This is a genomic window from Salibaculum sp., from assembly GCF_035270045.1.
Classification (GTDB): domain Bacteria; phylum Pseudomonadota; class Alphaproteobacteria; order Rhodobacterales; family Rhodobacteraceae; genus Salibaculum.
Window position 1 is genome coordinate 86,015 of sequence record NZ_DATFIP010000076.1, and the last position, 11,938, is coordinate 97,952.

Sequence of the window (11,938 nt, forward strand, 5' to 3'; positions counted from 1 at the left end):
TTCCGCGTTGACCTCGCGCCGGAGCGGGGCTATCGAGCATCCCGGCAGCCGGTGTGGCGGAACGGTAGACGCAGGGGATTCAAAATCCCCCGATGGCAACATCGTGAGGGTTCGAATCCCTCCACCGGCACCAAATCCGTACCAGGGCGAAGGCAGGATGACGTCCGGCTCGGGCCGGGCGGATTGTGGCACGCCGCCGTGATCCTGCCACATTCCGGTGGGCCATCTCCACGCAAGGCGAATCGAATTGTTCTCGTTTCGAGAAAGAAACAGGATCGGCCGTGGGATTGATCTGCATCCGGTAACGGACTGCTCAGGTCGCCTGGGGGAATTGTCGGCTGTTTGGCGGGGAAAAAGGCGCCGCGCGCCGCATTCGGCCAAACATTGAATTCCAAGCAAAAATCTACCCAGAGTTGTAAATTCGGCGTCGAAAGCGGAGATTCACTCTCCTTAAGGACAGGGTCAGTTTCACAAATCGAAACAATCCTCCCGCAATAATAAGATTCTTGCGGGTCTGTGTTAACCAATTACGTCCGAAATCAGGCGGTTGCCGACAACTTTCGGACATTTTTCCCTTTGTCAGACTGCGGCATGGGTTTATTCCAGTCTTGGGGGCTGAGGTGCCATGGCGCACCGGGCCGATGTCTCATCGGTTTCGAGCATGTCTGCAGCTTGGGGTGACAACCCCACTGTCGTGACAAGAAATGATTAACCAGTCGGCCCTGTCAGGGTCGGCACCGACCGGGTCTGTCCGGGAGGTATTTTTGCGAATTTGGCCGCACGCCTGGCCGATCGGGAGACGCTGAAATGACAAACGTGAACCTGACCTTCGATGACCTCGGCGCCGGCACGGTCGTGGACGATGAATACCAGGCTCAGGGGGTCACGATCTCCTCGATCGTGGACGGCGAAGTCAACGATGACGAGACGCCCGCCATGGTCTTTGACACGAGCGATCCGACCGGTGACGACGACGATCTGGCCACTGACAATTTGGGCAACGTCCTGATCATCCAGGAAGAGAGCCACGACGAAGAGGACGACGAGGAGGGTGACGACGAAGAGGGCGACGAGGAGGGTGACGACGAGGAGGGCGACGACGAAGAGGACGACGAGGAGGGTGACGACGAAGAGGATGACGAGGAGGGCGACGACGAAGAGGATGACGAGGAGGGCGACGACGAAGAGGACGACGAGGAGGGCGACGACGAAGAGGATGACGGCGACGTAGAACCCGATGATCGGGCTGGTGGCGGCACGCTGCGTTTCGACTTCGCAAATCCGTCTACGATGAACTCGCTGGTCCTGCTCGACGTCGAGGAATGCGCGCGTATCGTGCTCAAGGACGAGCACGGCGACGTGATCTACGACGAGACCCATTGGACCCCGAACAACGGGCAGAAAGAGGTCGATTTCGGCGGCATCGTGGGCGTCGCGAGCATGGACGTCATCTTCTACGGCTCGGGCGCGCTGGATAACGTGAACTTCGACACGCCTGCCGGCCTTGACGGCACGGTCGAAGGCACCGCTGGCGATGACGTGATCGACGTGGCCTATACCGGCGATCCCGAAGGCGACATGGTCGACAACAACGACGCGATCCTGCCCGGGGATGTCGGCGACGACGACCTGATCGAGGCCTATGGCGGGGATGATACCGTCCTGGCCGGCAAGGGCGACGATGAGGTCCACGGCGGGGCTGGCAACGACGACCTGACCGGCGGATCGGGCGATGACACCATCTTCGGCGGAACCGGCAACGACAAGATCGTCGGGGACGGCCCCGACGGCGTGGCGAACCCCGCGCCAGAGGCAAAGACGCTGGTCTGGGAGGAGGTGGCCGCGGATGGCACCCAGTTGAGCGGCACCACGTCCTACGACGCCGGCGGCATCAATGTCGACATCGACTATAACCCGCAGGACCACGGCGCGACGGCCACGATTTCCGACGAGGAGATGTATGTCGAGACGGGCGAGGGCTTCGACGGGGACTCGAGCCTTGCGCTTTACGGCAAGGGCGGAGAAGGCGGCTGGGACGACACCTCCACGACCACTCTGAACTTCTCGTCGACGTCGGCAGCCTTCGAGGACGAGGTCCAGAACGTGGCCTTCCGCATCAACGATGTGGACCTGGCGACCCAGCTTCTCGACACCCACGTCGACAGGGTGACGATCAATGCCTTTGACGCCGACGGCAACCCGGTCGATGTCCAGATCACCTCGGCAACCGGCGACCAGATCATCGACGACAACCAGGCCACCGGCGACATCGATGATAAAAGTCACGACCGTGTGACGCCCGCCTCCGAAGAGGGGTCGATCCTCGTGTCGATCGCCGGGCCGGTGTCGAGCATCTCGATTGATTACGACAACAACAAATTCACCGATCAGCAGGTCAATGTCTCGGACGTGACCTTCGAGACCATCCCGGTGACAGGGAACGGCCCCGAGGGCAATGACGTGCTCTACGGCGGCGATGGTGATGACGTGATCGAGGGCAACGGCGGGGATGACAGCATCTTCGGCGGCAACGGCAGCGATACGGTCGATGGCGGCGACGGCAACGATTACATCGACACCAGTTCCGATCTGGTCCTGCCCAACCCGGATGTCGGCTACCCCGGGGTCTATCCGGCGGATACCGACCCGCACGACGACAAGGACCTTGTCACCGGCGGTGCCGGGAATGACACCATCATCACCGGGGATGACGACGACACGGTCTTCGGCGGGGACGGCGACGATCACATCAGCACCGGGTTCGACGACGACTACGTCGAGGCCGGGGCGGGCGACGACACGATCACCGGGTCGGAAGGCAACGACGAGATATACGGCGGGGATGGGGACGATACCATCTATGGCGGGCTGCCGCCGGGGCCGGCCGATGTGCTCAACCTGCCCGACGATCTGGACGGCGATGGCGACAGCAACGACCCGGGCGAAGACCTGGTCACCGACAACAACAACGACACGTTGTTCGGCGGGGCGGGCGACGACACGATCTTCGGGGCCGATGACGACGACACGCTGTTCGGCGGCACCGGCGACGACTACCTTGACGGTGGGGTCGACGACGACAGCCTGAGCGGCGGCGAGGGCGAGGACACCCTGATCGGCGGCCAAGGCGCCGACGAACAGGATGGCGGTCTGGGCGATGACCTCTTCATCGTGGACACGCCCGGCGATGGCGCGGGCGACGTGGTTGTCGGCGGCGAGGACCCAGACCTGGATGGCGATGGCGAATCCGACGATTGGGACGTGCTCGACCTGACCGGGTCCAATGTCCTCAACATCGACTATGCCGATCCCGGCGTCGGCGGCGGGGCCGGGGATGCCGAATCCGGGCGGGTGTTCTTCCAGGACGGCACCACGATGACCTTCGAGGAAATCGAGAATGTCATTCCCTGCTTCACGCCCGGCACGACCATTGCCACCCCGCGCGGCGAGCGGCTGGTCGAGGACCTGCGCGAGGGGGACCGGATCATCACCCGCGACAACGGCATCCAGGAAATCCGCTGGGCGGGCCGCAAGGACATGGCGGGCCAGCAGCTGGCGCGCAATCCGCATCTCAAGCCGATCCTGATCAAGGCCGGGGCCCTCGGGAACGGCTTGCCCGAGCGTGACATGGTCGTCTCGCCCAACCACCGCGTGCTGGTGGCCAGCGACCTGACCCAGCTTTATTTCGAGGAACGCGAGGTTCTGGCCGCGGCCAAGCACCTGGTGGGCAGCGAAGGGGTGCATGAACTGGATGCGATGCAGACCAGCTACATCCATTTCATGTTCGACCGTCACGAGGTCGTGCTGTCCAACGGCTGCTGGACGGAAAGCTTCCAGCCCGGCGACTACAGCCTCAAGGGTCTTGGAAACAGCCAGCGCAACGAGATCTTCGAGCTTTTCCCCGAACTGGCCAGCAAGCCGGGGCTGGACGGCTACCAGTCCGCGCGCCGCTCCTTGAAGCGGCACGAGGCAAAGCTCCTCGTGAAGTGATATGCAGCTGCGCCCGGGGCAATCCCGGGCCGCAAAACAGGGCCGGGGCGCCGCATGGTGCCCCGGTCATCTCATCTGCGGGACTCGCGCCAGCGGGCCCAGTCCTCGGGGGTGTCCAGGTCAAGTCGCGCGTGCAGGCCAGGGAGCGGGACAAGATGACGCCTGCCGGCATGGGCCGCGAGGATCGGCCGCGCGCCCGCGTCACCGCTCAGCCCCGCGAACTCATCCCGCAACTTGGCCGCGAAAAGGACCGGATGACCGGGTGTGCCGTCCATTGTCGCGGCTTGCCAGATCAGGGCGCCCGGCGCCTCGGTCCGCGCCGCGATCATGCGGGCGATATCATTGCCCGTGATCTCGGGCATGTCGGCAGGCAGGATCATCAGGTCATGCGCCCCCGGGATCGTGGTGTTGCCCGCGCGCAGGCTGGCCGACATGCCCGTTTGCCAATCGGGCACCGCGACAGTGTTCGCCGCCCGCGGCAGGACCTGCGCCCTCGGGTGGTCCGCACCGGGCAGGGTCACGAAGACAGGACCATGGGGGAGGCAGAGTGTCACCAGTCGACGCAGCAGTGGCTGCCCGTCCACAAGTTCAAGCAGCTTGTCGCGCCCGGCCATGCGGCTGGATGCCCCCGCGGCCGGTATGAGGATGGCCGCGGTCACGCCCGCATCCGCTCCCCGGTGGCATCGAAGATCGGATCGGTGAGCAGCCGTGCCGGCCGCAGATCGCCCAGGATCTCGATCTCGACCTCCAGTCCCGGCGTTGCCTGTTCGCGCGGGATCAGCCCGTAGGCGATGGATTTCCCGGTCCAGTGCGAATAGCCACCCGAGGTGCAGAAGCCCTGCACGCGGCCGTCGATGAAGATCGGCTCATAGGCCACGACGTCGGCGTCATCGGCGTCCACCTCGAAAACGGCCAGTGTCCGGGCGGGTGGCGTGTCGCGTTCCGCCTCTGCCGCAGCCTTGCCGATGAAGTCCTTGTCCCACTTGATGAAACGGGCCATCCCGGTCTCGGCAGGCGTGTAGTCGGGCGAGAATTCGCGCATCCAGGCGCCAAAGAACCGATCCAGCCGCAGTGACATCATGGCCCGCATCCCGAAGGGCGCAAGGCCCATCGGCTGACCGGCCTCACAAAGGCGCGTCCACAGGGCGCGCTGGTCCATGGGGTCGCAGTAGATCTCGTATCCCAGGTCGCCGGTGAAACTGACCCGTTGCACCAGGCAGGCGGCCTGGCCCACCGTCATCTGCGCAAGGTCCAGGAACCGGAGGTCGGTTGCGTCGCGCGTGCAGGCGGCGAGAAGGTCGCGCGCCCGCGGCCCCGCGATCTGGAACCCTGTCAGTTTGTCGCTTATATTCTCGATGGTTACGCCGGGTTCCTGATGGTGTATGAACCAGCGCCAGTGCTGCGCCTGCGCCCCATAGGAAGCCGTCAGCTGGAAGCAGGTGTCGTCGAGGCATGAGACCGTGAAATCGCCCAGCAGCCGGCCCTTTTCGGACAGCATGGGCGTCAACGCGATGCGGCCCCGCTTGGGGATGCGGCCGGCCATGATCCGGTCCAGCCAGGCCCGTGCCCGCGGGCCGGTGACGCGGAACTTTCCGAAATTGTGCACCTCGTTGATGCCGACACCTTCGCGGACCGCGCGCACCTCGCGGCCCGTCGCCGCGAAGGCATCCGACCGGCGAAAGGACGGGGTTTCGAAGGTCGGCTCGTCGCCCTGCGCAAAGTAATTGGGCACCTCCAGCCCGTATTGATGTCCCCAGACCGCGCCCAGCTCCTCGAAAATGTCATGCATGGGCGTCGTGCGATAGGGTCGGGCGGCGGGCAGTTCCTCGTTGGGATAGCTGACGGAAAACCGCCGCTGGTAATTCTCGATCACCTTGGGCCGGGTATAGCCCGGTGTGATCCAGTCGCCGTAGCGGGCCACATCCATGGCCGTCACGTCGCGGTCCGGTTCACCGTCGATCATCCATTGCGCCAGCGTCAGGCCGACACCGCCGCCCTGGCTGAACCCGGCCATGACCCCGCAGGCCGACCAGAAATTGCGCATCCCCGGCACCGGTCCGACCAGCGGGTTGCCGTCGGGGGCAAAGGTGAAGGGGCCGTGGATCACCGACTTCACCCCGGCACGTTCGAGCACCGGGAAGCGCCGGTAGGCAAACTCCACGCTGTCGCCGATCTTGTCGAAATCGTCGGGCAGCAATTCGTGCCCGAAGTCCCAGGGCGTGCCATCGACCGCCCAGGGGCGGCAGGGCTGTTCGTAGAACCCGATGCACAACCCGCGGCCTTCTTGGCGCAGGTAGCTTTCCCCGGCCGGGTCCATGACATGGGGATGTTCGCCGCCCGCGTCGATGATCTCGGCGATCTGCGGGATTTCCTCGGTCACCAGATACTGGTGCTCCATCGGGTGCAGCGGGGCATAGACGCCGGCCATCGCCGCGACCTCGCGTGCCCAGAGGCCCGCGGCGTTGACCACGTGTTCGGCATGGATCACGCCCTTGTCGGTGGTCACGTCCCAGGTGCCATCGGCGCGCTGGTCCAGCGCCGTGACCCTGGTGTGCAGCACGATCTCGGCGCCGCCCATCCGCGCGGCCTTGGCATAGGCATGGGTGGTGCCCGAAGGGTCCAGGTGGCCGTCGAGCGGGTCGTAAAGCCCGCCGATGATGCCGTCGGTATTGGTGACAGGCGCGCGCTTCGAGATTTCCTCGGGACCGATGATCTCGGTCTCCAACCCCATGTAACGGTGCTTGGCCCGTTCGGCGACCAGCATGTCGAAGCGATCGCGGTTGTCGGCCAGCGTGACGCCGCCGACATGGTGCAGGCCGCAGGACAGGCCGGTCATCTCTTCCAGCTCGCGGTAGAGCTTGATCGTGTAGCCTTGCAACGCGGCCATGTTGGTGTCGCCGTTGAGCGTGTGAAACCCGCCCGCCGCGTGCCAGGTGGATCCGCTGGTCAGCTCCGACCGTTCGACCAGCATCACGTCCGACCAGCCCAGCTTGGTCAGGTGGTAGAGCACGGACACGCCGACGACCCCGCCGCCGATGACCAGAACCTGTGTTGTCGTCTTCATGAAGCCTCCCGTTGCCTGGCCTCAGCGTAGGGGCGCCGGGTCCGACGCGGAAGCCCAGTTGCGACAGGATCTGTCGCGAAGTGCAAAGGAATCGGCCGGCCCGCCCCGCAGGTTGTCCACCGAAGGAGAAATCAAATGCGCACCCATGCAAGGGCTGTCGTCATCGGGGGCGGCGTCATAGGTTGTTCCATCCTCTACCACCTGACCAAGCTGGGCTGGACGGATGTCGTGCTTCTCGAACGCGACGAGCTGACCAGCGGGTCCACCTGGCACGCCGCCGCAAATATTCATGGCCTGCACGACAGCACCAACATCAGCCGCATCCAGCACTACACGATGCAGCTTTACAAGGACCTGGAGGCCGAGACGGGGCAGGGCTGCGGCGTGTTCCAGCCCGGCTCGCTCTACCTCGCCCAGACAGAGGCGCGTGAACACCAGCTGCGCCTGCAAGAGGCCAAGGCCCGCTACTACGGGATGAACTTCCACGAGGTCAGCCGTGACGAGGCCGAGCGCCTGCACCCGCTTGTGGATTTCGACGGGGTGCGCTGCATCATGTTCGAGCCCGAGGGCGGCAACGTGGACCCCTCGGGCGTGACCAATGCCTATGCCATGGGGGCCCGGGCGGCAGGGGCCGAGATCCTGCGCTTTACCCCCGTGACGGCAACGGTGCAGCAGCCCGACGGGAGCTGGATCGTCGAGACCCCGAAGGGCGAGATTCGCACCGACTGGGTCGTGAACGCCGCCGGTCTCTGGGGCCGCGAAGTGGCCGCTCTTGCTGGTATCGAACTGCCGCTGCAACCGACCGAGCACCAGTATTTCGTGACCGAGACAATGGCCCAGATCGCCGGTCTGGACCGGCGCCTGCCCTCGGTCGCCGACCGTGACGGCGAATACTACCTGCGCCAGGAGGGCCACGGCCTGCTGATCGGCGCCTATGAACGCGACGTGCGGTTCTGGGCCGAAGAGGGCACGCCGCTGGATTTTGCGCATGACCTGTTTCCCGACGATCTCGACCGCATCGAGGACAACATGATGCGCGCCATCGACCGCGTTCCGGCCGTGGGCGAGGCGGGGATCAAGCGGGTCATCAACGGGCCGATGATCTGGTCGCCCGATGCCAACGTTCTGTTCGGCCCCCACCCGGACCTGCGCAATTACTTCTGCTGCAATGGAATCATCCCCGGCTTCAGCCAGTCGGGCGGCATGGGGCTGATGGCCGCCGACTGGATTACCACCGGGGAAAGCCGCTACGACATGTTCGCCTGGGACGTGGCACGCTTCGGCAAATGGGCGGACAAGGCCTTTACCAAGGCGCGGGTCGAGGACCAGTACGCCCATCGTTTCGCCGTCCATTTCCCGGGTGAGGAACGCGCGGCGGGCCGCCCGGTGCGCACACGCCCTGTCTACGAGACCCAGAAAGCACTGGGTGCGGTCTTCGGCTTGAATTACGGCTGGGAACATCCCGCCTATTTCGACGCCGGGACACCCGACAGCGCCGGGTTCACCCGCCAGCCCTGGTTCGACAGCGTCGGGAAAGAGGCGAAGATGCTGCGGGACTCCCTTGGTGTCATTGATATTTCAAACTTCGCGAAATACCGGGTCACGGGGCCGGGGGCCGAGGCTTGGCTGAATGCCGTCTTCGCGAACACCATGCCGAAATCCGTTGGCCGGTCCTGTCTGACGCCCCTGATCGGGGTCCGGGGCGGTGTCGCGGGGGATTTCACCGTGACACGGCTCGCCCCGGACGAGTTCTGGGTCATCGGTTCGGGTATGGCGGAACGCTATCACCAACGGTTCTGGGCCATGGTGCCCCTGCCCGAGGGGACGACTTTCGAGGCTCTGACCGAGGCCTATTGCGGTTTCAACATCGCCGGACCTTCGTCACGCAAAGCGCTGCAAACGCTGACGAATACGTCTCTGAAAACCGAGGCGATGCCGTTCATGCGCGCGGCCTGGATGGACGTGGCGGGCGTGACTTGCCTGGCGCTGCGCGTGTCTTTCACGGGCGATCTTGGCTGGGAACTGCACTGCGCGACCGAGGATCAGTCCCGGCTTTACGGGGCTTTGCTGGCCGCGGCCGCGGCCGAGGGGGGCGGGCCGGTGGGCAGCCGTGCGCTGATGTCTCTGCGGGTCGAAAAGGGCTATGGCAGCTGGGGCCGGGAATACAGCCCGGAATATTGGCCGCAAGAGGTCGGGTTGGAACGACTGGTCAAGCTGGAAAAGGATTTCCTGAACAAGAGCGTATATTTGCAGATCAAGGATGAAGTGCCGCGTGAAGAACTGATGCTGGTGCATGTCCAGGACGTCGAGGCGGCTGATGCCAGTGGCGGCGAGCCGATCTTCCTGCCCGACGGCAGCCCCGTCGGCCGCGTGACCAGCGGCACCTACGGATATTCGGTGGGGATGTCGCTCGCGCTTGGTTACCTGAGTGGCGTGGCACCGGGGCAGGCGGTCGACGTCATGATCCTGGGTCGGCCGCATCGCGGCGTGGTGCTGGCCGAACCGCCGTTCGATCCCCGTGGGGAGCGGCTGCGCCTGTGAAGGCGGCGCCCAGGCCCGTTGATATCAGGGGATGATGCGGGTGTACTTGGTTCCTTCCAGGGTGGCACCGACACGCAGACCCGCCTGGGCGAAGATCACGGCGATGACAGGGGCGAGAGATGTGGTCGTCTCGGCCCGCAAGTTGCCCCCTTCGCGGCTGACCGCGTATTCCGCATCCGCCCCCAGCGCCCAGCCGGGTGAGGTGCGAAATTCCATCAGCGCCTCGTCGGTCATGAAGAAAAGGACGTGGGAATACTGCTGCGCGCCCACCTGCAAGCCGGCACTTCCGCCCGCGATGGCGTAGTAATCCACGGTGCTGTCACCGATGCGCAGCGCGCCGCGCCCGTAGGACCCGCCGAAGCCGAAACCAGCCTCGGTCACCAGTGGCATGACGAGCATTCCCGAGGCCTTGTCGGCCAGGTCGCGCGTGCCGGGATAGCGATCGTACATGAATGTCAGCGTGGTGTTCACGCGGGAATCGATCCGGTCGCCGCCGCGCGATCCGATGCCGTTGCCACAGGCTGCAAGGGTGGTTGTCGCCAGCGCGCCAAGGGCAAAGCCGCGTCGGGAATAGATGCTCATGATGTCGCCTCGTGCCTGTCGGGCGGCGTCCGCCTCGTTCTGGACGCACTATAGGGGGATGGGCCGGGTCTGTCAGCACAAAGATGCTCCAAGGCTCCTCTGCGCTGGAATCAGCCGCCCAGCACCTCGGCGGCTTCGGGGGCGAAGTAGGTCAGGATCCCGTCACATCCGGCCCGCTTGAAGCACATGAGGCTTTCCATCATCGTCACCTGACCATCCAGCCAGCCATTCTGGGCCGCCGCCCGCAGCATCGCGTACTCGCCCGACACCTGGTAGGCGAAGGTGGGCACGCCGAAACGGTCCTTCACGCGGCGGCAGATGTCCAGGTAGGGCATGCCGGGCTTGACCATGACCATGTCCGCCCCCTCGCCAAGATCGCGCTCCACCAGTCGCAGCGCCTCCTCGGAATTGGCCGGGTCCATCTGGTAGGTGGTCTTGTCGCCCTTGAGCGCGCCCGAGGCGCCCACAGCGTCGCGGAAGGGGCCGTAGAAGCCGCTGGCGTACTTGGCCGTGTAGGACAGGATGGTGACCTTCTGGTGGCCCTCGGCTTCCAGCGCCTGGCGGATCGCGCCGATGCGGCCGTCCATCATGTCCGAGGGCCCGAGGATGTCGGCGCCCGCCTCGGCCTGGGCCAGGGCCATGCGCACCAGTGCTGCGACCGTCTCGTCGTTGAGCACCTCGCCGTCGCGGACATAACCGTCCTGGCCGTTGATGTTGTAGGGGTCCAGCGCGATGTCCGTCATGACCGCGATGTCCGGCGCGGCCTCCTTGATGGCGCGGATCGCCTGGTTGGCGATGTTGTCGGGCGACCAGGCGACGGCGCAGTCCTCGGTCCGGTCCTCCAGCGCGGTATAGGGAAAGACGCAGAGGGCTGGAATGCCCAACGCCTGGGCCTGCCGGGCCGCCTGCGCGACACGGTCCACCGTGCGGCGGACGACACCGGGCATCGACGGCACGGGTTCCTCGGCGTCGCGGCCGGGCATCACGAAGACCGGCCAGATGAAATCGGCCGGCGAAAGGGTGCTTTCGCGCACCATGGCGCGCAGGGCTGGCGTGGCGCGCAGCCGGCGCGGCCGGGCAGCGGGAAATCGGGGCTGGGTCATGGTCTTGGCCTTTCAGTCACACCTGCGGGATCGCACCGAAATTTGCCGGGCTCAAGGCTGGGCATTGCCGGGGCGCATCGCTAGGTTGCCGCAAAACACCACAGGCTGCCATACCCCGTGAACTGGACATCCACCCTTTTCGAAGTGATCGACATGCGCTCGTTCTCGAACCTCTGGTTCTGGATCGGGCTGGCGGTGATATGGTCCTCGGTCAATCACTATGTGCTGGGCGCGCCCTACGACATGATCACCAGGGCCCGGCGTTACGGCGGCAAGGCGCAAGAGGACCTGGAGGCGCTGGTGCGCATCAACGCCGATCGTCTGCTCCATATCGGCCAGGTCTCGGGGATCATCCTGCTGGGGTTTCTGGCCTTCGTTCTGACATCGCTGACGATCCTGGGCTTCTGGTATGGCGTGGAATTCGCGCAGGCGCTGCTGCTTCTGGCGCTGCCGCTGTCTTTGGTCGGCGGGCTGAGCCTGTCGGCGGCGCGCCGGATCGCGGCCGAACGCCCCGCGGGCGACGACCTGCACCGGCACCTGGGCCGCCATCGCTTGAAGACCCAGGTCATCGGCATGGTGTCGATCTTCGTCACCGCCATGTTCGGCATGTACCAGAACCTTGCCGTGAGCCCCGGCTTCTGACCAATGCGAATTGACA

7 protein-coding genes and 1 tRNA gene are annotated in these 11,938 nt (G+C 65.2%); 4 read left to right on the forward strand and 4 right to left on the reverse strand.

Going from position 1 to position 11,938, the window contains the following annotated elements:
* The first annotated feature begins 47 nt into the window (after window positions 1-47).
* Both VJ897_RS12755 and VJ897_RS12760 read left to right on the forward strand, forming a co-directional pair.
* A tRNA-Leu gene (locus tag VJ897_RS12755) sits at window positions 48-133 on the forward strand.
* Window positions 134-807: 674 nt separating this feature from the next.
* Window positions 808-3,990 carry a Hint domain-containing protein gene (locus VJ897_RS12760; RefSeq protein WP_324056069.1) on the forward strand — a complete coding sequence of 1,061 codons (3,183 nt, stop codon included), beginning with the start codon at window positions 808-810 and terminating at the stop codon, window positions 3,988-3,990.
* Between the two features lie 71 nt (window positions 3,991-4,061).
* On the opposite strand, the gene VJ897_RS12765 is transcribed toward VJ897_RS12760, so the two are convergent.
* Window positions 4,062-4,649, reverse strand: coding sequence for a nucleotidyltransferase family protein (locus tag VJ897_RS12765; protein WP_324056070.1), 588 nt, complete (start codon window positions 4,647-4,649; stop codon window positions 4,062-4,064).
* Window positions 4,646-7,054 (reverse strand): GcvT family protein, encoded by a 2,409-nt coding sequence (locus tag VJ897_RS12770; protein ID WP_324056071.1) that lies wholly within the window; start codon window positions 7,052-7,054, stop codon window positions 4,646-4,648. Before VJ897_RS12770 ends, VJ897_RS12765 begins: the two co-directional genes overlap by 4 nt.
* Before the next feature lie 135 nt (window positions 7,055-7,189).
* Between VJ897_RS12770 and VJ897_RS12775 the strand changes: the two genes are divergently transcribed.
* A complete protein-coding gene (locus VJ897_RS12775; RefSeq protein WP_324056072.1) occupies window positions 7,190-9,595 on the forward strand; it encodes a GcvT family protein in 2,406 nt (801 codons plus the stop codon).
* Between the two features lie 24 nt (window positions 9,596-9,619).
* Here the strand turns inward: VJ897_RS12775 and VJ897_RS12780 are convergent, their stop codons facing one another.
* Together VJ897_RS12780 and hemB are read right to left on the reverse strand one after the other, a co-directional pair.
* Complete coding sequence (locus VJ897_RS12780) at window positions 9,620-10,177, reverse strand: lipid-binding SYLF domain-containing protein (protein WP_324056073.1); 558 nt, start codon at window positions 10,175-10,177, stop codon at window positions 9,620-9,622.
* Between the two features lie 110 nt (window positions 10,178-10,287).
* On the reverse strand, window positions 10,288-11,280 hold the full coding sequence (gene hemB, locus VJ897_RS12785) for a porphobilinogen synthase (RefSeq protein WP_324056074.1): 993 nt from the start codon (window positions 11,278-11,280) through the stop codon (window positions 10,288-10,290).
* Between the two features lie 117 nt (window positions 11,281-11,397).
* On the opposite strand from hemB, the gene VJ897_RS12790 reads away from it, so the two are divergent.
* The gene (locus tag VJ897_RS12790; protein WP_324056075.1) at window positions 11,398-11,922 is read left to right on the forward strand and encodes a component of SufBCD complex; all 525 of its coding nucleotides are present in this window, start codon (window positions 11,398-11,400) and stop codon (window positions 11,920-11,922) included.
* Window positions 11,923-11,938 lie beyond the last annotated feature (16 nt).

Coding starts and splice junctions, on each gene's coding strand:
- VJ897_RS12760 (WP_324056069.1), top strand. CDS start 808: ATGACAAACGTGAACCTGACCTTCGATGACCTCGGCGCCGGCACGGTC.
- VJ897_RS12770 (WP_324056071.1), bottom strand. CDS start 7,054: ATGAAGACGACAACACAGGTTCTGGTCATCGGCGGCGGGGTCGTCGGC.
- VJ897_RS12775 (WP_324056072.1), top strand. CDS start 7,190: ATGCGCACCCATGCAAGGGCTGTCGTCATCGGGGGCGGCGTCATAGGT.
- VJ897_RS12780 (WP_324056073.1), bottom strand. CDS start 10,177: ATGAGCATCTATTCCCGACGCGGCTTTGCCCTTGGCGCGCTGGCGACA.
- hemB (WP_324056074.1), bottom strand. CDS start 11,280: ATGACCCAGCCCCGATTTCCCGCTGCCCGGCCGCGCCGGCTGCGCGCC.